Below are 23,009 nucleotides of genomic sequence, written 5' to 3'. Positions count from 1 at the left end.
TATAATTTTTTTAATAAAATCCATCTTTACTACCATCTAATCACAGTCGCTGCCCACGTATACCCAGTCCCGGCACTAACTACTACTGCAATATCTCCAGGCTGTAATTTTCCCTGTTCATTTGCAAAGTGAAGACCAATGCAAGGATCAAGCGCTGACATATGTCCATAATGATCTAAATATACAACTTGTTCTTCTTCTAGCCCTAGTCCCTGTATCAATTCTATTAACATAGAACGTTTTGTATGCAGTGGTAACAATACTTTAATATCTTTAGGAGTTAACCCACTTTTTTTTAACGCCTCCCTAATAACCTTGTCAAAATTAGGGATTGAAACCCGATCTAGACGTTCTTTCATACTATTAGGATCTATTACATCAATATAATGTTGCCGATTCTCAACTGTATCATAGCTCGCAACCTGCTTTGATCCACCTGCTGGAATACGTACATCTTCATGAAATGAACCATCTGTTATAATCGCACTTTCTAATATTTCACCATTGCTAGCATCTTTTTTCACTAAAGCTGCGCTTCCACCATCAGCGAAATTAAACATAAAACGTGAGCGTGGATTATCATAATCTACAATTTGAGATTCTTTACATCCACCTACTAATAATATATTTTCAATTGAGTTATCGGAGTAAAGCATATCTTTTGCAACTTTGAGAGCAATAGGAAAGCAAGAACTAACATTCATAATTTCAAAAGCATAAGCATTTTTCAATCCAAGTTCATGCTGAATTTTTGGGGCACTTGACCATACGTGGTAATCTTTATGTGGACTGCCAAAATAAATGACTACATCAATAGATTGAGGATCTACTTGTAATAATATTGGCTTTGCAGCAGCAATAGCTAAATCTGATGCATGCATCGTTTCATCTGCGACATGTTTTTCATATAATCCAAACTTTTCTATAATAATATTCTCAGGGATGCCTGTTTTCTTAGATAGATCTGCAGCCGTCTCTACGTCTTTTGGGAAGAAAACACCCGTCGTTTCAACCCCAATATTCATTAGACTACCCCTCCTTCTTTTGGCACCATCATTGTCGCTACACCTGTCAATACTAAATCTCCTTTTTGATTATGACATTCAGTTAACAATTTCAAAACTCTCTTTTCTATCATAAATTCTTGCACTGTAGCCGTAGCTGTAATTGTATCGCCTATAAAAACTGGTGCTGTAAATTTAATAGTTTGTTCCATATAAACGGATCCTTTTCCAGGTAAATGAATCCCAAGCAATTGTGATAATAGACTAGAAGTTAATAAACCATGTGCTATTCTTTGATTAAATCTAGTTTGTTTCGCATACTCATGATCAATATGAATTGGATTAAAATCCCCACTCAAACCTGCAAATAATACAAAATCTGTTTCTGTTATTGTTTTACTACATGATGCCTGTTGACCAGTGCTATACATCGTCATCTCTTCACCTGCTTTTCAATTGATTTGCTAACTGTACTTTTTGAATTTTACCAGTTGCATTTTTAGGCAATTCCTCTAGAAATACAATTTCTTTTGGAATTTTATATTTTGCTAGAAATAAACAACAATGTTCAATGACTTCCTTTTCAGTTAATTCACTGCTACTCTTTTTCACAATAAAGGCGATTGGAATCTCTCCCCACTTTACATGTTGCCTACCAACGACCGCTACCTCATATACCTCCGAAATCTTATTAATGACCTGCTCTACTTCAAGTGGATAAATATTTTCACCACCGGAAATTATCATTTCTTTTTTTCTACCGACAATGTATACAAAACCATCTTCATCAACTTTAGCTAAATCTCCCGTATATAACCAACCATCTTGAATCGTTTCTTTTGTTGCATCTGGTCGATTCCAATACTCTTTCATTACATTCGGTCCTCTTATAAGTAACTCTCCAACTTCACCGATTTCAACCTTATTTTTCTTTTCATCAATAAGTACATAATCACAAAACAGAACAGGTTTCCCAATTGAACCTACTTTACGTCTTGCGTCTTCTTCTGAAAGCATAAATACGGTTGGTGATGTTTCAGTCATGCCGAAGCCTTGCCCAAATAAAAATCCTCTATCTATAAATTTTCTCATCAACTCTTCTGGACATGGAGCACCACCGTTATAAAACCAGCGGACTGATTGTAAATTTGTAGTTTCAAACTTTGCGCAATTAATTAATGCTTGATGAATTGTAGGTACTCCCATCACTACAGTCACTTTATGTTTTTCTATCATGGAAAGAGCTGTGGTAGGTTCGAATTTTCTTGGAATAATAATTACGCCACCTGCAAATAAAGTTGGAAATGCGAATAAACCAATCCCACCAATATGAAATAAAGGTAATAATACAATAGAGCGGTCGTGCATAGTTAAGTCAATTGCAAATGTATTGTTAAGCGCATTCCAAAACATATTTTCTTGTGTAAGTACGGCTCCTTTCGGTTTTCCTGTTGTACCTGATGTATAACATATAATAAAGGAGGCGCTTTCATTTATCTCTTCAAAGTTGTCACTTTTTCTATCTTCTATTTCTTTTAAACTTTTAATCGAAATAACTCTTTGGACGTACGATACCTTATGCATTGACAGTGCCATATTTTCAAATGTTTCCTCTACAAATAAAACTGTAGTTCCACTGTCTTTTAACTGAAATATAAGTTCATTTTCTGTTAACCGTATATTCAATGGAACAGCAATACATTCTACCTTTGCTATAGCAAACAAAAGTACAATATATTCCAAGCTATTTTGTGATAAAATAGCTATCCTTTCTCCTTTTTGCACATTTAAGTCGTAAATTAAATAGGCAGCTACTTTACTTACATACTCATGTAACTGTTTATATGTCATTTCCTCCTCTTCTGTAATAATGGCAATGCGATCTGGATGTAAATAGGACCGTTTTTCAATCCAATAAGCAATGCCTTGCATATTTTCCCCACTCCCTTATCTCTTTCTCAATCCTTCAAATATTAATGACATCGCTGCTTCAAATACATCTTCCGGAACATCTTTCTCTTCCCAATAACCCCATCGCATTCCTAGAAATTGTCCAATTGACATAAGACAATACGCAATTGTTTCTTTATCAAGTTGTTTAAACTCTCCCGCTTCCATACCAGCCGATAAACTTTTTAAAAATCCATTTGCGAGCTTTGCATAATACCATCTATATAAGTTATCATCAACAACTACTGCCTGTTGTACAATGTTATATAGATTAGGTCGATCTTTCACCCACCGAAAAAAAGCCTGAAAACCTCTTCTTTGTGCCTCTTCATAACTTGATATTCCCTTCATTTCTTCTTTAATAATTAAGCGTAACTCACGGTTCAACCTGCGAATCAATTCATCAAATATATCTTTTTTAGATGGAAAGTAATTATAGAAAGTTCCGTGCGCTACCTTTGCTTCTTGTGTAATATTCACGATAGAAGCCTCGTAATATCCTTTACTACCAAACACCTCTTCTGCAGCACACAATAATTTCTCTCTCGTTTCTAATCCTTTTGTTGTTAGGTTTTTCACATCCATTATTATTTTTTCTGACACCTGAATCACCTCTTAGATTTGATTATAAATAAAATTCTGAATTTTACAATTATTATCGTTAGACAAAATCTGCAAGTGTCTTTCTATATCTCAATAAAGGTTGGTTTCTTTTGACCAGCTATTAATTAGTGAGAATTTTATAATACATCCTTAATCAGAATGAATAAACACCCACGTCAGTTGACTTTTTTACACTTTCCGGCCTCTTATAACACCATATATATTTAAGCAATATTATAAAAATCAATCTATATTTTACAAAAAACGGAATATCCTAATATATAATTGATTACCACTTATAAGTATCGGATATGAGCGAGAGAATATTGTTTTATATACCTAGGAGGAATCATAATGAATTTTAAACATGTACTTGCAACAGGCTTAATTACCGCCACATTATTCGGCGCAACGAATGCTCATGCGCAAGCTGAACATTTCATCGATGTACCAATGGAGCACTGGTCTAAAGATTCGATTAACTACTTAACTGAAAAAAAGGTCATTAGTGGTTATGGCAACGGAAAATTTGGATTTGGGGACAATGTAACTCGTGGGCAAGTGGCTGCGATTATTTAAAGATACTTAAAACTAGAAAATACTGGATCTACAATTAAACATTTCTCTGATATTCATGGACATATGTTTGAAAACAGTATTAAAGCAGTTGCTCAAAAAGGACTTATGACAGGGGACAGTAACACTGACAAGTTTAGACCCGATGATACATTAAATCGATACGAAATGGCTGTTATCTTACAAAAAGCTTTTCATTTACCAGTAAAAACAAGCGACCTTTTCTATGATGTTCCAAATAATTTTTGGGCAACAGACTCTGTTCGTTCATTGTATAGTAATGGCATTACAAAAGGAATTGGAAACTATCAATATGGCGGAGAAATGAATGTAACAAGAGAACAATTTGCAACGTTTATGTATAATGCAATTTTTGTAAAAACTAACTTTGTTCCTGATCCTATCCCTGCAAAAGATGAGGATACGTATAAAGAAATTGAGAATATACTGATTGATTCTGGATTTTTAAAAACCGATTATAACTATGTATTCACTAAAACTGGTAAAACATATGATGGAATTATGTATTTTAATTTTTCACCTAAAGATGACAGCGCATATAGAATGTCTATTCATAGTGATGACCCTGTATTAAACGAGCCGGTGAAAAAAATCCTAAATACACTACTACCAACTAAAGCAGATCATCTATATAGTTTAATTAAAAACCCTACTGCAAGCTCTCGAACAATAGAATTAGATGGTCGCAAAATTGAATTTAGAAGAGATTCTAGTACTAGTCTAAGTGTTTCTCTTGGAAAACGAAAACACTAATAGAGTGACTATTTAAAATGAATACAAGTATCTATTTGCTTATTCATAAAAAATAAAAAGACTGCCTCATAAGTCGTTTTCACCAACTTATGGGGCAGCTCCCTTTAATGTTAGTTAGAATTAAGTTCCACTTTCTCTAACCCTTCAGCCAGTTGTTTCTTATCTAGCCCTTCCCCTATTACTACCAAGTTCGTCGGGAAACCGAAGTCTTGTTCCAGTAAAGTTGGTACCCCAAATGAATATTGGAATAGGTGCGGGTATTTATCTCCGTGGAATTTCACAAATCCTTTTACACGATAAATACTGTCTGGTAAATTTGAAAGCCATTCATATAAATTGTCTTGATCAATCGATTTTGTAAATTGATACGTCATCGTTTGTATATGTAAATGCTGTTTTACATGTAGTGTCTCACGTTCCGCGTCATTCGTAAATTCAGCTTCTTCTATGTCTTCTAAAGATATATTACAATATTTTGTTTCAAACAATTTCGCATGATTATTTATCACTTTCACTTCTTCTATTACTTTGTTCTTATCCTCATCTGTTAGTAAATCTGATTTATTAATTAAAATGTGGCTACCAAACTTCAGTTGCTCATGCAATAATTGCTGAACATTTGCACTTAATACACTTCGATTTAACCACCTTACTGCATCTAGTACGACTACAATTGATTTCACTTCTAAGAAAGGTGCTAAAATTGGTGATACACATGCATCTAACACTTCAATTGGATGTGCAACACCTGTCGTTTCAATATAAATGACATCTGGTCTTTCTTGCTGATATAACGAATGCAGCTGTATTTCAAGCTCTTCTTTTAGCGTACAACAAATACATCCTTTCAGAAGTTCTCTTAAAACATTCTCTTTTCCAATAATATCGGTATCTACCGAGTATTCACCAATTTCATTCATTAATACAGCAACTTTTCTATTCTTCTTTTTCTCCGCTAACAATAAATTTTGTAATAATGTTGATTTTCCACTACCTAAAAAGCCACCTAATATATGAATTTCTACTTTATTCATTTGATCGACCATCCATTTCTATACTTCAAACGTATTCAAAGCGTAATAATTACGATTTATATTAATTATTCTATTAAAAGAATAGTGATTTGTAAATATATCTTCACTGTTCGTTTACTTCATAAGCAACTCGAATTCCAGACTCTATTGCTCCTTGCATCCATCCATGCGTTAATGTCGTATGCTCTCCTGCAAAGTGCACTTTGCCAGCTGGCGGCGTAATATACGGAAATAACTCGAGCTCTTGACCTGGTTCGAAAGCTGTAAATGCGCCGCAAGAATACGGATTTTTACTCCAGCTAAAAGATGTTCCAGTAACAAACTCACTATAGACGATGTCACCGTATATTTCCGCTAAATTTTTTAATGCGTAACGAATACGATCTCTGTGCGAGAGACTATCCCATGTTAATGCCTCATCTGCCCACGTATAACTTGCTAAAACGATGGCTGCCCCTGGTGTATGAATGCCATAACTCGGATAATATGTAAATCGGATAGGTAAATCTGTAATAGATTTACCTCCACACTGTCCCGCTTTCTCCCAAAATCTACTTTTAAACTCTATCGCAATTTTAGTTGCAGCAATATAATTCAACTCACGAATTGCTCGTCTTTTAAAATAAGAGAATAAATGATATGGCTGAACTTCTACAAATCGTAACGCTGAAAATGGAATTGTGACAATAGCAATGTCGCCTGTTACCATAAATGAATGTAACGTTTGTTCATGTAATACTTGCATTGCTACTTTATTATCTTCCTGTATAATTTTCTCTACTTTATAGGACATAAAAATATTATCTTTTAACTTCGGTAAAAATGCATTTGGTAATGCATCCATTCCGCCCATTATCTCATAATATTTTGTCGTTGAAGTAAAAAAAATCATTTCACGTAATACTTCAATTAAAGACATTCCCATATATGCTTCCATATCAAGAAGTACACCGATCATATCAATTGCTCCATCTGAATAATACTCCATTAAAAAGGAACCAAGCGAATACGTGTTATACTTTTTTTCAACGATAAGCCAGTTTTTATTAGGGTCTTTTTTTATAAAATTTAGTATGGGTTCTAATACTACTAACATTAACTCTTCTGCCGTTTTTCCTTTTTCATTCTCTAAAATAGGGTATCCAAGTATACTTGGATTTTTTTCAAATACGCTCAATCTCGTTTTAATATTATTCGTATATATAATATCTGAAGCGGTTTTATTTATAAAAAGATTTAACGGTAATTTAAATTTACGAATGTAAGCTAAAGTTAACTCGTGTGTTTCAGGAATTCGCATCGGCCCTGCATTAAAATATAAACCAGAGCTAAATGGTTCACGAATCGTATATATTCTTCCGCCTATTCGGTTATTCGCTTCTAAAATTGTTATGTTATGCCCAGCTTCTTTCAATAATGATGCTGCAACTAATCCTGAAATTCCTGCACCAGCAATAATAATCTGCTTTGGATTCTTCGTTTTAACGAGCCCCACATGAATAATATGAAGCATTCTTTCCATCGTTAATGGCTGCATCATGCCCTTTTCCCCTTCAATAAAGGATTTTATTGCATTATATTCGGTTAACTTACTTCCTATGTTTCATGCAAAGAATTGCACGGATACATTTTCTAATACTTGAATATCTTTTATAAAATGTAATAAACTAGATATGACTCTATAGAAGTAAGACGTATTATCTTACATAATAAAATCAATGAAATTGCGAGGAATTTTGAAATGAAAAAAGGTATTAACCGAGTGGTATTAGTAGGAACAGGAGCCGTTGGATGTAGTTACGCTTACTGCATGATTAACCAAGCTGTAGCTGAAGAATTTGTTTTAGTTGATGTAAACGAGGCAAAAGCTGAAGGAGAAGCGATGGATTTAAGTCATGCTGTTCCTTTTGCACCAGCTCCAACTAGAGTATGGAAAGGCAGCTACGAAGATTGTAAAGATGCAGATCTTGTAGTCATTACAGCTGGATTACCACAAAAACCAGGCGAAACACGTTTAGATCTAGTTGAGAAAAACGCGAAAATTTTTAAACAAATCGTTCGCAGTATTATGGATAGTGGATTTGATGGTATCTTCTTAATCGCAACTAACCCTGTCGATATTTTAACTTACGTAACTTGGAAAGAATCTGGTTTACCAAAAGAACGCGTAATCGGTTCTGGTACAACTCTTGATTCTGCTCGTTTCCGCTATATGTTAGGTGAGTACTTCAATATTGGTCCACATAACATTCATGCTTATATTATCGGAGAACATGGTGATACGGAACTTCCTGTTTGGAGTCACGTATCAGTCGGTATTCAAAAACTACAAACGCTTCTTGATAAAGACAACACATACACGCAAGAAGATTTAGACAAAATCTTCATAAACGTTCGTGATGCAGCTTACCATATTATTGAGCGAAAAGGTGCAACTTACTATGGTATCGGTATGTCACTTCTACGTGTTACGAAGGCCATTTTAAACGACGAAAATAGTGTATTAACTGTTTCAGCATATTTAGAAGGTCAATACGGTCAAAAAGATGTTTATATCGGTGTCCCTGCTGTTTTAAATCGCGGCGGTGTTCGTGAAATTTTAGAAGTAGAATTAAGTGAAGAAGAAGAATTAAAATTCGATCACTCTGTTCAAGTATTGAAAGAAACAATGGCTCCAGTTCTTTAATATGTATAGTAAAAAAGCAATCCAATTTATTTTGGATTGCTTTTTTTGTTTATTTTCTATTTTTTAATCGTTTCCTCATTATTTACATTAAGTACATCTAATAAGAAGATGAAGATTGGTATCCCGATAATAAGGCCCCATATTCCAAGAAAATGCTCTGAAAAGATGAGAATCATAAATGTATAAAAGATTGGTAAATTCGTTTTCGCAGACATGAACTTCGGGTTTAAAAAATAACTTTCAAGAGCATGGATTACTGTAATGAACACAAGTATGTATACAACGTACATAACTCCTCCTACGTTATAAGCAATAATACAAAGCGGAAACAAGGAAATGATTACACCGGCAACAGGAATCAATCCTAGTAAGAAAATCATGACAGCCAATACGAGAAGCTGCGGAAATCCTAAGACGATTAATGCAATTACAGTGAGTACACAATTGACAACCGCAATTAAAAACTGTGCTTCAATTACTTTACCGAATGATCTTGCAAATCTTTCACCAAAATATGCAATCTCCTCATAAAAAATCTTCAGACTACTATCTTTAAATTTAGAAGTAAATGTAATAATACGCTCTTTTTCTAATAAGAAAAATAAGCTTAATATGAGAGACAATAATATTTGTAAACTTACCTTCCCTATGTTTGCAATCGATTGATATATGACATCTACACCTTGTTCTATATATTTTGATACTTCCATCCCATTAATTGTTGAAAGTGCATATTTAATGATCTCATTATCAGGTGGATTTTGAAAAAACAACCTAAACTGATAAATCAATTGGGAAATTTGTATCGTTAGCACAGGTAAATATTTATATAATGTTGTGCCGATAAAAGTAACTAATATTATATACAAACATGCGATAACAATTTTCCGATTCACTTTCAACTTCTTTGAAATAAAACGTTGAAGCCGATCCATTAAAAATGTCAGTATAAACGTAATTAATATTAAATTGATCATACTTTTTAATCCATATAACACAAGCGCTACTATTATTAAAACGAGAAACCGTTGGAACCCTCTACTTCGAAAAAAATTTTTCACTTCATTCATTAAGATTTAACCTCCCCCTTCAATGGATGGAAATTGAATATATTACATTTTATGAACCTCTATAGACAATCTTTCTTACTAATTGAGAAGAATCCTTTTTTCTTTTCATATTGTTAGATTCTTTTCATTCCAGCCTACCAACATATTTCAGTGAAACTCTTTTTCCGTTTACTCTTTTACAGTTTTGGTGATCTTCTATTTTTAGACTGCTGCTCATACGCATATCCAATATTGAACAGTTGCTTTTCACCAAATTGCTTCCCGACAAATACCGCACCTACCGGCTCTCCATTGTTATCATATCCTGCTGGCACTGCTAACTCTGGATACCCAGCTACAGCTGATAGAAGAACTTCAGAGTTGTTAATCATAACTAAAGCATCCAAACCTTTTTCTATTAAATACCTATCTAGCTCTTTTCTTGCATTATCTTGGCTCGTTTGCACTACTTTTTGAAACTCAACTTTCGTTATAGCAGATTTGTCAGATCCCTCAATTAATGTTTGTCCGTATTTTATTCGTCTATTACTATCCTTTTTATTAAAAGCTATAATCTCTTCTAACGATTTTACCGGCACATCTTTTTGCTTTGAAAGAAAATCGTTAACATTATGTTTGAATTCATATTCTAATGTTTGTAGATTATCTACACCCTCAGCGTTTAACTGAATATCATCAGTCAAGATCGCACCTGCATCTTGAAGGTCTTTTCTAATCTTCTCTGCTACTTCTTTTCTATTTTCACCTTGTCGATCTATTGAAAAAAGAACTCCTATTTTTTTCCCTTTCAATCCGTCTATCGATAAATCCTTCGCATAATCCACACTTTCTTTTTCTTTCATTTTTTCTGTCATAGCATCTTTTTCATCATAACTTACCATTATGTTAAATAACGTCGCGGCATCCTTTACCGTTCTTGCCATCGGTCCTGCTGTATCAAGTGTTTCAGCTAACGGAATAATGCCTGATCTACTCACCATACCTAGTGATGGACGTAATCCAACTACGGATTGCTGCGTCGCTGGTGCTACAATCGATCCAGTCGTTTCCGTCCCGATTGCAAGTGGTGCAAAATCTGCCGCAACTACTGTAGCAGATCCAGAACTTGATCCCGATGTATCAAACATAATCGGACCGTATGGATTCAAATTTTGTCCTTTTTTCCCGCTATATCCGCTAGGCATTGTAAAAGATAAATAATTTGCCCACTCAGACATATTCGCTTTTCCTAAGACGAAAGCACCTTCTTCTTTCAACTTCTTCACGACCGTCGCATCTTCATCTGCAATCCAATCTTTTAACACATAAGTACCCGCGCTTGTCGGCATCACCTTTTCCGTTTGTACATTATCTTTTACGATGACCGGCATGCCGTATAAGTTCGACTTCTTTTTTAATAACCTTTCTTTATCTAACTTTCGCGCTTCTTCCATTGCATTTGGATTAATCTCTGTAACAGCATTTAATGATATTCCATTTTGGTCATGCTCTTGTATTCTAAAAAGATATATACTCGTTAATTCTTCATATGATAATTTCCCATCATCAATCATTTTTTGAATCTCATCTACAGTCGCATTTACGACTTCTTTTTATTTTATCTTTACGCTTTCTATATTAATTCCTTTTAACTGGTTATGTATCGGTTTTAACACTCTATCTTTATCATATACGATACGCTCAGGTTCCTTTGGAAAATAATTTTTATACACGTAATATCCTCCGGCACATGCCAACAGGACAATACCTCCAGCGATCGATAACGTTATCTTTACCCACTTTTTCATGTTGTTTCCTCCACTCTAAAAGTTGCTCAATTGTATGGAAAAAGAGAGTTACCCTTGTAACCCTCTCTTATTAAAATGCTAAATGAAAAAATGAAGAATTTCAATTTCATTACTTCTTTTTTTGCATTTGCTTCACTAATAATTCCTTCACTTGATTATACGTTAACCCTGAATCTTTATTTAAACGTTTTACTTCCTCAACATCAGTACCTACTACTGTATATTTTTTCTCATCATTCATTTTTCCACTTCCCTTTCTATTGCATTATTTCTAATATTTTTTCCCTAAACCCTTATAAATTAATACAAATAAGGAAACTGCCCGAAATTCAACACCTAAGGGCAATTACGTAAGAGGAAACGATAAAAAAATGTCGAATGTATATACTTGTTGAATTTAAGGGCTTGGAGGGAACATTTTGAAAACATATGAGTTTAAACATAACATTCCAACATTAGAAGAGTACAAATATTTGTGTGATTCTGTTGGATGGACTAATTATATGAATTTTGATGTAGCAAATATTTCACTGAAGAATTCTATTCACTGCATCACAGTGAAAGATAATGAACAAATAATCGGCATGGGGCGAATTGTTGGTGACGGATCTATCTATTTCTATATTCAAGATATAGTAGTTCATCCGAATTATCAGAAACATGGTATCGGGAAAGAAATCATGCATCGTTTAGTTACATACTTACATGAAAATGCCCCTGATAAAGCGTTTGTCGGTTTGTTTGCATCAGAAGGTAAAGAATCGTTCTATGAGAAATTTGATTTTAAGGATTACTCACCAAACATGACGGGGATGTTTACTGTCATTTCAAAAACATAATAGATTTTTAATTGTAAGGAAGGACTTCGATTCCTATGTAGGTAATTGCGCTTGCAATAAGAGTTTAACATTACATACGAAAGGAGAGTACATTTATGGATAATATGTACTCTCCTTTTATTTCACTCTTTATATATTAAATTTCTTAATAAAATTTCACTACATCTTCAGTAGGTAAAAATGTTCTTTCTCCTGGTTGTTCATTTGGCTCACCAAATGGCATTTGTCCTACTAAGTTCCACTCTGCTGGAATGTTCCAAGTTTCTTTCACTTCAGCATCTACGATTGGATTGTAGTGTTGCAGAGATGCGCCAATTCCTTCAGCTGATAATAACATCCATACTGTATGTTGTAACATTGCATTTCCTTGATGAGACCAGAATGGGAACTGATCTTTATATAATGGTGCATTTTCTTGCATTTTTTCTACTGTTGCTTGATCTTCAAAGAATAACACAGTCCCAACACCCGCATGGAAACCTTTTAATCTTTCTACAGTCGCTTCAAAGTTTTCTGCTGGTACGCGGGCTCTTAATGTTTCTTTAACAATATCCCAAAACTTTTCATGCTCTCCATCCATTAATACAACCATTCGGCCACTTTGCATATTGAAAGATGTTGGTGCGTGTAAAGCTGTTTTTAAAACTTCTTCAATTCTTTCTTTCGTAATTGCATCGTTTTTTGTTACTTTACGAATGGAACGACGGTTCACGATTGCTTCTTTTAAGTTTGTTGTAGTTGCTGACATGTTAATTCCTCCAAATATTTGTTTTATAATTTATTTTGTTATTTCATAACAAGCGAATTAGCAATATCCATCTGTATTACACTGCATACCTTCAAATGAATTTGTTTTTTCCTTTTCAATTTCTTTATCAATTACTCTTTGTAGCGTTTCTTTACTAGCAAGTCCTTGAATGACTTCATCTCCAATCATGACAGTTGGAACAGCCATAATATTCGCTTCATCATATGCGTGCTGAATTGCTTCTTCATGCTTTTCTTTATATTTACGAGTTACTAAAGCATCTTTAAATTCGGCTTCAGGAAGACCTACTTCTACTGCTAATTTTGTTAAAACATCAATATCTTCAATGTTTTGCTCTTCTTGGAAAAATGCTGTGAATACGCGGTGATGATACTCATTTCCAAGTCCACGTTCTTTCGCAAATTGACATCCTTCAAAAGCTAAATGTGTATATGGATGCGGAGAAACACGCGGCAAACGCATATCGATTCCTAACTTCTTCGCAGTTGGAAGAATGAAAGCATCCCATGAACCTAATTTTTCTGGCTCATTCCATGGATCTATTTTTGAATATGGACTTGGACGTAATTCAAATGGCATCCATTCAATTTCTACATCTTTCTCTTTCGCTACTTCATCTAATGGACCTTTTGCTAAAAAACAAAATGGACATATAAAATCTGAGTATACTTTCATTTTTACAGTCATAACTTTTACACCTTACCTTCATAGTTGTAATCAAGACAGTTACATTAATAATAAAAAAATATAAATATGATTTAAGTATTCATTTTTTCTTGCAAAGTTTCAAACAACTGCCCCATCGTAATATTTCTTAAAACTTCCTCCATCGCAGATTGCGCTTGTATTAATATAACTTCTAATACGGCTTGAATATTCGCTCCAATTGGACAATCTGGATTTGGTTGCTCGTGAATATGAAATAATTTATCCTCTTCCACTACATTCACTGCATGATACACATCTAACAATGTGATTCCATGCAAATTCTTTAATAATCCCGCACCACCTGGACCGCGGTTTACATATACAAAACCCGCTTGTTTCAAGTACGACATGATTTTGCGAATGACTACTGGATTTGTGTTTACACTTTCAGCCATATAGTCTGAAGTACAAAGTGAAGATGGATTATTTTTCAAAATAGATAAAATATGAACAGCTATAGAAAAGCGGCTACTAATTTTCATCGTGATCATCACCTCGATGTAATCATTATAGTTACAACCGAAAGATAAGTCAATCCTTTTCATAAATTTTTTATAAGCAAATTAAAAAGTGTCCCATTTAGATATATGAGACACCTCTTTTTACTCTGCAAATAGCGCTTGAAATTCCTCTATAAATAGCTGCACAGCTATTGAAGAATCCTTTAATGAAGGAACAGCTAAAGCAATTTCTCTCCATACTTGTGGTTCCAATTCCCTCGTTTGCACATTCTGTGGTAAATTCGTTAAAGATAATTCGGCTAATATTGCAATACCTAGCCCTTCTTGAATCATGTTTAAAGCTGTAGTAACGGTTGATATTACATACTCAGCCCGCAGTGGTACGTTGGCTTGTTTAAACATATCAATAATGGGTGGTTCATATCCGCCCTTACATAATATGATTGGTTCATTCTCTAAATCACTAATTGTAATAGAGCCCTTCTTACAAAGAGGATGGTCATCTCTTAAGATAACAACCATTTTTCCTTTCGTTAATGGAACAATCTCCATCTCTTTATTAGGCAAAATAACAATTCCTATATCAACAACCCTCGATACTAACCAATCTTCAACCTCTTGAATCGTTCCTTCGCAAAGAACGACCTCTAAGTTCGGATACTTCTCCTTAAAATGGTTTATCATTTTCGGTAAGAAATGTGCAGAAGCACTCGGAAAACTCCCAATTCGAATCGTCCCAACTTCGTGCCCTTTCTCCATCGCAACTTCTTGTTCAATCTTCTCTACACCGTTCAAAATCTCTCTAATATGTACAAGAATTCTGTTTCCTACATCCGTAACAATTAGCCCTTTTCGTTTATCACGTATAAGAATAGTAACTCCTAACTCTGACTCAATACTTGAAATGGCATGACTGACTGCTGGCTGCGTCATATTTAACACCCGGGCCGCCTTCGTAAAACTACCTAACTCAACAGTTTTTATTAATACTTGCAGTTGTGTAATGGTCATAACTAATCACTTATACTCCTTATAAAAAAGATTCATTTTATTTATTACAGTCGATATCATATCATAGTGAAATGAATAACAACAAGGAGGTCTTACCGTGACACAGCTTTCTCGAACTAAGACGGCCATCATCCTTACCTTTCTCGTTTTCATGTGGGGGATCAATTGGCCTTTATCAAAGTTCGCCCTGCATTATACACCACCCGTTTTATTTGCAGGCGTTCGAACTTTAATTGGAGGATTCATTTTACTCCTGTTCGCATTACCGAAATACAAAGAGTTACACTTAAAAGAAACTTGGTATTTATACGTTATTTCTTCTTTACTTAACATCATTATATTTTACGGATTACAAACTGTCGGTCTTCAATATATGCCTGCTGGGCTATTTTCCGCCATCGTATTTCTACAACCAGTTTTACTCGGCATTTTCTCATGGATTTGGCTTGAAGAATCTATGTACGGCTTAAAAATTTTCGGGCTTGTTCTTGGATTTATTGGCGTAGGTGTTATTAGCTCTAGTAGTTTAACTGGACATATTTCTATTATCGGAATTCTTCTCGCGTTAGGATGCGCGATTGGCTGGGCACTTGGCACAGTATTTATTAAGAAGACTGGGCACCGCGTTAATTCCATTTGGATGGTAACACTTCAGCTTATTATTGGTGGGCTTTGCTTAATTGGATTTGGATCAGAGTTTGAAAGCTGGTCTAGTATCGCTTGGAGTATACCATTTGTTAGCGTACTACTCTTTATTTCATTCTTTGTTATTGCAATGGGATGGCTTGCATACTTCACTCTTGTTGGAGCTGGTGAAGCAAGTAAAGTTGGGGCTTATACATTCCTTATTCCTCTAATTGCTATAATTGTAAGTTCAATTTTCTTACATGAGGCCATTACTATTAGCTTATTCATCGGACTATTATTTATTGTGGTGAGTATTTGTTTCGTAAATATAAAGCCGAAAACACTTGCTGTAAGGCAGCAGGTTGAAGTGAAATAAATATGAGAAAGAGCCTACTGTTTGTAGGCTCTTTCTTATTGTATGATGATACTTAAGTAATAAAAATATTACTTCTACTATACATGGATGAACTAACAATTCTAATCATAAGGGGGAATTATATGGTTTTACAGTATAAAGAATTTGGAGATTCAAGCTCTCCACTTATAGTTTTTATTCATGGGGGCGGAGTCAGTGGATGGATGTGGGACAAGCAAATTAAACATTTTACTAACTTTCACTGCCTTGTTCCTGATTTACATGAGCAAGGAAAAAACAGAAGTAAAGATCATTTCTCAATAAACTTTAGTGCTCAAAAAATCATAGAACTAATTGAAGAAAAAGGACAAGGTAAAACTGTTATAGTAATTGGGTTTTCATTAGGCGCTCAAGTATTAATTGCTATGCTCAGCATGAAACCAAACTTAATTCAATATGCTATGGTAAATAGCGCATTAGTTAAACCAATTCCTTTCGCTAAAACATTAATAAGCTCTCTTAGCTTAACCTACTGTCTAGTAAAGAGTAAGACATTTTCCAAAATACAAGCAAAATCAATGTACATAGATGAAACACAATTTGATAACTATTATCATGACAGTTGTCAAGTAAATAAAAATACATTTGTAAGGATATTACAAGAGAATATGTCGTTTACAATACCAAAAGGTTTCAAGGATGCTAATAGTAATATATTAGTAACTGTTGGAGATAAAGAAAAAAGAATTATGAAAGTCTCGATGACTGAAATCCTTGCAAATAATACGAATTGCACAGGTATTATCGTTCCTGAAATTGGTCATGGGATCTCTTTAGCAAATCCCATACTATTTAATACTATAATTGAAAACTGGCTCGAACATGATATACTGCCGGAAGACTTCATAATCGTCAATTAAATTCCAGACATCAATAAATTTCATTATAGAGTGGCTATAATAGTGCCGATATCCTCATTCCTTCTAATCCATAGACGTAATAAAAAAGGTCTCATTATTTACGATGAGACCTTTCAATCTTACTTATCTTTTACGACGTACTACAAAAACACACGCACCAACCGACGATACAATCGCCAAAATAGACAAGACAATTGCTATTACTTGCATATTACTAGTGCCTTCATTCTTTTCTACACTAGACACTTCACCATGTTCTCCTGTTAATGACGTACCTTTTGCAATTGTAGTAAGTGAATGTGGTTTTTCAGCTTTTTCATCGCCTGTCCATTCAACAATTTCTCCGTCTTTATATTGTTGATATGCATCCCAAGCTATTTTTTGTTCTTTATCCGGATTTTTAGCGACGAAAGTAAATCGCTGAAACTGACCGGGTAAAATCCCTTCTCCTGTTGCTTCCCATACTACAGTTTTCACTTTTCCATCATTATCTTTTTGTTCTTCCACTTTCCATCCTGGCACTGGTTCATACTGTTGGAACTCCACTCCAGACGGTATTTTCAATGTGATTTTTGTCGTTGCTACATTCTTTTCAACTGGTACTTTTATCGTGTAAGTCTCCCAAGAGTTAACGTCCGAAGTTGCTGGTTTCACAGTAACGTGCGCACTAACAGGTAACGAAAAAATCCCCATTGCAATAATTGTTGCGATCATTGTTGTGCCAATTTTTTTTATACGTTTCATTTTCTATTAGCTCCTTTTTATCTATACCTTCTCTTTATCTGCCGCCTACTATAAATTTATAATCCGTATCAAAGCTATCAAGAGATTTTGTTAATCCGTGCACTTGTATATTCCAGTTTCCTGTCATGTTAATATACATCCCTTCCGCTTCATATTCTCCTGGTGACACGGCCGAAACTTTAAATGAACCTTTTCCCATATTCATATCTAATGATTGCGTAGTTAAAATAATTTGCTCCATATCGGTAACAGGTTGTCCGTTCTCATCCTTTAAAGTAATATGGAATGTATTTTGCCCTACTTTATTAGGACTTACATGTAAAGTAAGTTCATATCCATTATCTAATTGTTTACTCTCTGTAAAAGGTCCAGTAGGAGGCATCGGCGGTGTTTGTACGTTTGTCATAAAAGCTACGATTATGAAAATAATAATTCCAATGGTAAACTCTATTTTCACCGTAGCGCCTAATCCTTGCTGCGCTCTCATTTTCCCTTTTACATAATGTACAATTCCCAATATCCCCATGAAAATGAAGAAAAGCATCTTCACTAATAAAGCTAATCCATACTTCGTATCAAATAACGAGTGGATTGTTGGAATAAAGAATGTACTGTTAAAAAGACCAGTTATTAAAATCATAATGACAGCACCTGTTGCCCACGGTGAAAAACGCTTAATCATATCCCAATACTTACTCCACTTGTCATCCTCTTTACGTAAAAGAAGAATAATGGATGATAGACCACCAATCCATAATGAAGCTGCGAATAAATGCAGAAAATCCATAACGACAGCAATGTCTTTAAACTTTAAACCATATGCATGACTATTAAATGCTTTCATAACAAGTATCCCAATAAATAATACTATCGGAATGCTCCATACTTTAAACGACGACAGCTTCTCAAACTTCATCGCAAAATACGTAACAATTATAAGCAAACTAATAAGAACCATTTGAGTAATCCATACATATCCAAAAACAGAAAGCTGTAACGTTTCTTTTAATAGTAACGGATCGAATGCTTCTAGCCATGAAACATCTGCATTTATTTTCGCTTGCAATGGTAGATTGAATAGTAAACTAATGAATATACCAATTAATGAGATCCATATTATTTTTTTACTTCTTGATTGAACCGAGATTGCATTCCCTTTATACATAATAAGATTAAAGAACAGTACTCCTATAAATAGTGAGAAACTTGTATATAGAACTCCACGTTCTATAATCATGTCTATTTGCGGGACATACCCCATCTCTTCTACTTGTATATCCTCTGCTCCCGCTTCTGCTGACCCAATTCGGAACGGAATAACCCCTTGAATAGGATGCCCATCAGCAGAAATCACTTTCCACTGAATAGAGTAGAGTCCGTCTTTCAAATTTTCTTTTAATCCTGCTTCTAATAACTTTTTCTTTTTCTTATCGATATGAGCATCTTTTAAATCTACTCTTTTACCTGATGTATCTCTTACAAACAATGTATTAAAATGTGAAACTTGTATATCCTCATCGAATTCAATTTTCACAATAGATGGTGCCTTCTTCAACGTTTCATTTTCAACAGGGTTTGATTTCACAATGTGCGCATGAGCAGATGCACTTTTCGGCATCGATATGATAAGTACACATGCAATTAATAACCATGCCCCTAACCTTTTCATTACTTTCACAATCATTTCACTTCTTTCTTACTCATCGCTATACTTCCATTCCTTTAACTTTCCAAGTTCAATTCTCCGGCGAAATATTAACCTGATTAAATATAAATTTCTATACAATATAACTCTTTATTTCTCTCTCACCTCTAAACTTCCAATACAATAGTAACTACCTTCATAGATACAACTTACATTTTTAAAGTCGATTGTTATTATATCATAAAATATATTTATGTAAGTTCCTGAAGAAGAAAAGTTATCGTGAATCATTTGTGAAGAAAGTGTGAAATACATAAATAAAAAGGTATTACGTTATTACGTAATACCCTTCTTCCATCATAAAATTTCTCTACTTCTCTTCCGGATAATCACAATACTCAATGATTGTTCCCTCTGTATCTGCTGGGTTAAGATAAATTAACCTTCTACCGTGCTTATTAATCCGAAGTGTATGCTCTAACGTTCGAATACCTTGTTCTTTTAATTCTTCTAAAGCTACATCTAAATCATCGACACGATATGCAACGTGATGAACACCTTTACCTTTTTGCTTTATAAATCTGGCAATTGGTGAAGTCGTATTATTCGTTGGTGCAAGTAATTCAATTCTATCTCCATCCACTTCAAGAATGGCGACTTCACTTTCAACACCAGGAGCTTCACTTACGTAACGATCTATTAAAGTTCCTAACAACACCTTTTCATAAAAACGTATCGTACTATCTATATCTCGAACTGCGATGCCGATATGATCAATTGTTTTTTTCATTTTATTTCCCCTACTACTTTATTTTCTATCCTTATCAATAGTAACAAAAAAAGTTATAGAATCAAATTCTATAACTTTTTTCACTTAACTTATTTTCTTATTCGTACTAGCTGCTGGCTGAACTTGATTTTTTACTTTCATAATGCTAATGCCGTATCCGATAAATCCACCGATAATCGCTGGTAAGATCCATCCTAATCCTACTTCTTGCATGGGAAGGAATTTAGTGAACACTCGGCTTACTACTTCAATGTTAACTCCAGCTGCACTTAATCCATCGAATAAGCTAATGATAAATGTTACGATTAAGCTCACTTGATAAACTTCAGCTCTTCCTTTGAATAATGAATGGAAGAATGTTAAGAAAATCAATACAATGGCTAGCGGATAAATTGCTGTTAATACTGGAACAGAAACTGCGATTAATTGTGTTAATCCTACGTTTGCAACAATGGCACTAAATACACATAACGTGATTGCAATTGCTTTATAAGGAACATTTGGGAATAACTTATGGAAGAATGAAGAACATGCTGATACAAGTCCCACACTAGTTGTTAAACAAGCTACTGTAATCATTAATCCTAATAATACTCCGCCATATGATCCAAAATAGTAGTTAGAAACTTTCGCTAATACTTCTCCACCGTTCTCTAAATGTCCAAGCTTTGCAACACTTGAAGCACCCATATAAGAAAGAGCTGTATAGATAATTGCTAAAATAGATGCTGCAATGATTGTTGCTTTTGCACAAACGACCATAATTTGTGTTTTCGTTTTTGCACCTTTTTCTTTAATTGCATTAATGATAATAATTCCAAATACGAATGATGCAAGTGTGTCCATTGTTAAGTATCCTTCTTGGAATCCTTTAAAGAATGCATGTGACGTATAAGCTTCCACTGGTGCTTGCATATCTCCAATCGGATGTATAAAAGCAACGATTACTAAAATACCAATGAAAGTTAACTTAATTGGCGTTAAGATTTTTCCAACAATATCGACAATTTTCGCAGGATTTAGCGAAAAAAAACAAGTGATACTAAAGAATACAATCGTGAAAAGAATTAAAGGTGTAGAACCTAATCCTTCTGGCATAAACGGTTTAAGACCAATTTCATAAGAAACATTTCCTGTTCTTGGTATTGCAAATAACGGACCAATCGCTAAGTATAAAACTGTTGTAAACACAATCCCGAACACTGGGTGAGCACGACTTGCTAATGACTGTAAATCATCTTTACCCGAAAAACCAAATGCTAGTACACCTAGTAATGGTAACCCTACACCTGTTACTAAAAATCCAGCGTTTGCAATCCATACATTCTCTCCTGCCGATTGCCCTAACATTGCCGGGAATATTAAATTTCCTGCTCCAAAAAATAGTGCAAATAACATTAATCCAATAACTACTATGAACGAAAACGGTACTTTATTCGCCATAATATAACCCCCATTCAAATTTCCTTATCTCATTTTCCATTTTTAACTAATTGAATTTTCTGAATTTTTAATTCAACTATCAACTATTCTTGACCTCATTATAGTTTGCTATATAATATTTTGCAATACTATTTTCAAACTTTTCATTTATTTTATAAATATACATTTTTTAACATAGAAATAGACTAAAAAACCAACATGGTCATCCATGTTGGTTTTTTACATTTATTATCAATTAAAATTTAGACGCTACTTTTTTAACGTTCTCTAAACCTTCTTCAACAATTTGTTGTGAACGATCTGGATATTGATTGTGCCCTTCAATTACAACAGTCTCTGGATTTGTAATTCCCCAGAACCCAAGTACATTCGTTACATAATTAACGGCCATTTCCATAGGAGCCATTTGTTCTGAAGAGTAATCTGAACCACGCGCACCTAATACAACGACTTTCTTATCACCAGCTAAACCTTCCGGACCATTTGCTGTATATTTAAATGTTTTTCCAGCTTGAGATAAATATGAAATATACGTAATTAATGGCGCTGGCACTGTGAAGTTCCATAGTGGAAAGGCAAATACAACTTTATCAGCTTCTAAGAATTGATTTAAATATTGATCTACCGTAGCTACAGCCTTCTCTTCTTCTGCTGTTAACTCCATTCCTTGACTACGTTTGTATCCACCTGAAATAGCAATATTTCCGTAATACGGAAGATCTAATGCGAATAAATCTAACTCCGTAATTTCTGTATTTGGGTTCGCTTCTTTATAAGCACTTACAAATGTTTCATACATTCTTGAACTAACTGCTTGCTCCGCTGGACGATCGTTTGCTTTTACAAATAATACTTTTGACATTGTTTTATTCCCCTCTACTTTTGTATTTTCTTCTTTTTTACCAAATAGCGAGCTAAATAATCCCATTTTCTTCACCTAAACTTTCTTATCATATTCATTATTCATCATCATAAAAATTCTTATTCTAGTAAAAAGTTCCAATAGATACCTTAAGTACAAACATAAAAAACTTTTTGTTATTTAATTACCTTATGTAAGTGATTGTAATACAGTTACTTACTTTAGTCAAGTAACTTTAAATAAAAAATAATATCTCGAATTAAAAATAATGACCACAATACAATTCATACACCCATTCTAACTTTATTGTTTGTATAATGGATGTAGAGAGGGCAATTCATATTTAGAAAG

The 23,009-nt window shown here is 34.2% G+C and carries 21 protein-coding genes and 2 pseudogenes; 5 read left to right on the top strand and 18 right to left on the bottom strand.

Going from position 1 to position 23,009, the window contains the following annotated elements; all coding sequences use genetic code 11:
* Nucleotides 1-29: 29 nt before the first annotated feature.
* Genes ACUXEY_RS10985 through ACUXEY_RS10970 form a run of 4 tightly spaced genes read right to left on the bottom strand, consistent with a single transcriptional unit; the run spans nt 30 to nt 3,557 of the window.
* A complete protein-coding gene (locus tag ACUXEY_RS10985) occupies nt 30-1,025 on the bottom strand; it encodes a 3-oxoacyl-ACP synthase (protein WP_461300675.1) in 996 nt (331 codons plus the stop codon).
* Nucleotides 1,025-1,441 (bottom strand): MaoC family dehydratase, encoded by a 417-nt coding sequence (locus ACUXEY_RS10980; protein ID WP_002071359.1) that lies wholly within the window; start codon nt 1,439-1,441, stop codon nt 1,025-1,027. The genes ACUXEY_RS10985 and ACUXEY_RS10980 overlap by 1 nt, the downstream gene beginning before the upstream one ends.
* Before the next feature lie 4 nt (nt 1,442-1,445).
* Nucleotides 1,446-2,936, bottom strand: coding sequence for an o-succinylbenzoate--CoA ligase (locus tag ACUXEY_RS10975; protein ID WP_429602273.1), 1,491 nt, complete (start codon nt 2,934-2,936; stop codon nt 1,446-1,448).
* A 15-nt stretch (nt 2,937-2,951) separates the two neighbouring features.
* Complete coding sequence (locus ACUXEY_RS10970) at nt 2,952-3,557, bottom strand: TetR/AcrR family transcriptional regulator (RefSeq protein ID WP_001290799.1); 606 nt, start codon at nt 3,555-3,557, stop codon at nt 2,952-2,954.
* 354 nt (nt 3,558-3,911) lie between these two features.
* Between ACUXEY_RS10970 and ACUXEY_RS10965 the strand changes: the two are divergent.
* Nucleotides 3,912-4,907, top strand: a pseudogene (locus ACUXEY_RS10965) (S-layer homology domain-containing protein).
* 110 nt (nt 4,908-5,017) lie between these two features.
* Here ACUXEY_RS10965 and ACUXEY_RS10960 read toward each other — a convergent pair.
* Together ACUXEY_RS10960 and ACUXEY_RS10955 are read right to left on the bottom strand one after the other, a co-directional pair.
* Entirely contained in the window at nt 5,018-5,941 is a 924-nt protein-coding gene (locus tag ACUXEY_RS10960; protein WP_429602276.1) for a CobW family GTP-binding protein, read from the bottom strand.
* Between the two features lie 103 nt (nt 5,942-6,044).
* Nucleotides 6,045-7,481 carry a flavin monoamine oxidase family protein gene (locus tag ACUXEY_RS10955; protein ID WP_461300674.1) on the bottom strand — a complete coding sequence of 479 codons (1,437 nt, stop codon included), beginning with the start codon at nt 7,479-7,481 and terminating at the stop codon, nt 6,045-6,047.
* Between the two features lie 201 nt (nt 7,482-7,682).
* Here ACUXEY_RS10955 and ACUXEY_RS10950 point away from each other — a divergent pair, with 201 nt between their 5' ends.
* The gene (locus ACUXEY_RS10950) at nt 7,683-8,627 is read left to right on the top strand and encodes an L-lactate dehydrogenase (RefSeq protein WP_016088332.1); all 945 of its coding nucleotides are present in this window, start codon (nt 7,683-7,685) and stop codon (nt 8,625-8,627) included.
* 56 nt (nt 8,628-8,683) lie between these two features.
* On the opposite strand, the gene ACUXEY_RS10945 is transcribed toward ACUXEY_RS10950, so the two are convergent.
* The 3 genes and pseudogenes from ACUXEY_RS10945 to ACUXEY_RS10935 all read right to left on the bottom strand — a co-directional run bounded on the left by ACUXEY_RS10945 (nt 8,684) and on the right by ACUXEY_RS10935 (nt 11,725).
* Nucleotides 8,684-9,697 (bottom strand): AI-2E family transporter, encoded by a 1,014-nt coding sequence (locus ACUXEY_RS10945; protein WP_461300673.1) that lies wholly within the window; start codon nt 9,695-9,697, stop codon nt 8,684-8,686.
* Between the two features lie 176 nt (nt 9,698-9,873).
* Nucleotides 9,874-11,484: pseudogene (locus ACUXEY_RS10940) on the bottom strand (amidase family protein).
* Between the two features lie 109 nt (nt 11,485-11,593).
* Nucleotides 11,594-11,725, bottom strand: a complete 132-nt coding sequence (locus ACUXEY_RS10935) for a hypothetical protein (RefSeq protein ID WP_048527332.1) — start codon at nt 11,723-11,725, stop codon at nt 11,594-11,596.
* A gap of 178 nt (nt 11,726-11,903) precedes the next feature.
* Between ACUXEY_RS10935 and ACUXEY_RS10930 the strand changes: the two genes are divergently transcribed.
* Nucleotides 11,904-12,323, top strand: a complete 420-nt coding sequence (locus tag ACUXEY_RS10930) for a GNAT family N-acetyltransferase (protein WP_461300672.1) — start codon at nt 11,904-11,906, stop codon at nt 12,321-12,323.
* A 145-nt stretch (nt 12,324-12,468) separates the two neighbouring features.
* On the opposite strand, the gene ACUXEY_RS10925 is transcribed toward ACUXEY_RS10930, so the two are convergent.
* The 4 genes from ACUXEY_RS10925 to ACUXEY_RS10910 form a co-directional block, all read right to left on the bottom strand.
* On the bottom strand, nt 12,469-13,071 hold the full coding sequence (locus ACUXEY_RS10925) for a nitroreductase family protein (protein ID WP_071757879.1): 603 nt from the start codon (nt 13,069-13,071) through the stop codon (nt 12,469-12,471).
* A 57-nt stretch (nt 13,072-13,128) separates the two neighbouring features.
* Entirely contained in the window at nt 13,129-13,779 is a 651-nt protein-coding gene (locus tag ACUXEY_RS10920) for a DsbA family oxidoreductase (RefSeq protein WP_048527329.1), read from the bottom strand.
* A gap of 71 nt (nt 13,780-13,850) precedes the next feature.
* Entirely contained in the window at nt 13,851-14,282 is a 432-nt protein-coding gene (locus ACUXEY_RS10915; RefSeq protein WP_461300671.1) for an Rrf2 family transcriptional regulator, read from the bottom strand.
* Nucleotides 14,283-14,402: 120 nt separating this feature from the next.
* Entirely contained in the window at nt 14,403-15,272 is an 870-nt protein-coding gene (locus tag ACUXEY_RS10910; protein ID WP_461300670.1) for a LysR family transcriptional regulator, read from the bottom strand.
* Between the two features lie 97 nt (nt 15,273-15,369).
* Between ACUXEY_RS10910 and ACUXEY_RS10905 the strand changes: the two genes are divergently transcribed.
* Complete coding sequence (locus tag ACUXEY_RS10905) at nt 15,370-16,275, top strand: DMT family transporter (protein WP_327960451.1); 906 nt, start codon at nt 15,370-15,372, stop codon at nt 16,273-16,275.
* Between the two features lie 122 nt (nt 16,276-16,397).
* A complete protein-coding gene (locus tag ACUXEY_RS10900; protein WP_461300669.1) occupies nt 16,398-17,174 on the top strand; it encodes an alpha/beta fold hydrolase in 777 nt (258 codons plus the stop codon).
* A gap of 123 nt (nt 17,175-17,297) precedes the next feature.
* Here ACUXEY_RS10900 and ACUXEY_RS10895 read toward each other — a convergent pair whose 3' ends face one another.
* The 5 genes from ACUXEY_RS10895 to ACUXEY_RS10875 all read right to left on the bottom strand — a co-directional run bounded on the left by ACUXEY_RS10895 (nt 17,298) and on the right by ACUXEY_RS10875 (nt 22,724).
* The gene (locus ACUXEY_RS10895; protein WP_327960448.1) at nt 17,298-17,918 is read right to left on the bottom strand and encodes a YcnI family copper-binding membrane protein; all 621 of its coding nucleotides are present in this window, start codon (nt 17,916-17,918) and stop codon (nt 17,298-17,300) included.
* 34 nt (nt 17,919-17,952) lie between these two features.
* Entirely contained in the window at nt 17,953-19,602 is a 1,650-nt protein-coding gene (locus ACUXEY_RS10890) for a copper resistance CopC/CopD family protein (protein WP_461300668.1), read from the bottom strand.
* A 331-nt stretch (nt 19,603-19,933) separates the two neighbouring features.
* Nucleotides 19,934-20,353 (bottom strand): VOC family protein, encoded by a 420-nt coding sequence (locus ACUXEY_RS10885; protein ID WP_000750833.1) that lies wholly within the window; start codon nt 20,351-20,353, stop codon nt 19,934-19,936.
* Between the two features lie 84 nt (nt 20,354-20,437).
* Entirely contained in the window at nt 20,438-21,796 is a 1,359-nt protein-coding gene (gene brnQ / locus ACUXEY_RS10880) for a branched-chain amino acid transport system II carrier protein (protein WP_429602287.1), read from the bottom strand.
* 235 nt (nt 21,797-22,031) lie between these two features.
* Complete coding sequence (locus tag ACUXEY_RS10875) at nt 22,032-22,724, bottom strand: FMN-dependent NADH-azoreductase (RefSeq protein WP_088093074.1); 693 nt, start codon at nt 22,722-22,724, stop codon at nt 22,032-22,034.
* Nucleotides 22,725-23,009: the final 285 nt, after the last annotated feature.

The sequence above is a fragment of the Bacillus sp. F9_6S_D1_P_5 genome, assembly GCF_054823925.1.
This window is presented reverse-complemented; position numbering and strand designations above follow the sequence as displayed.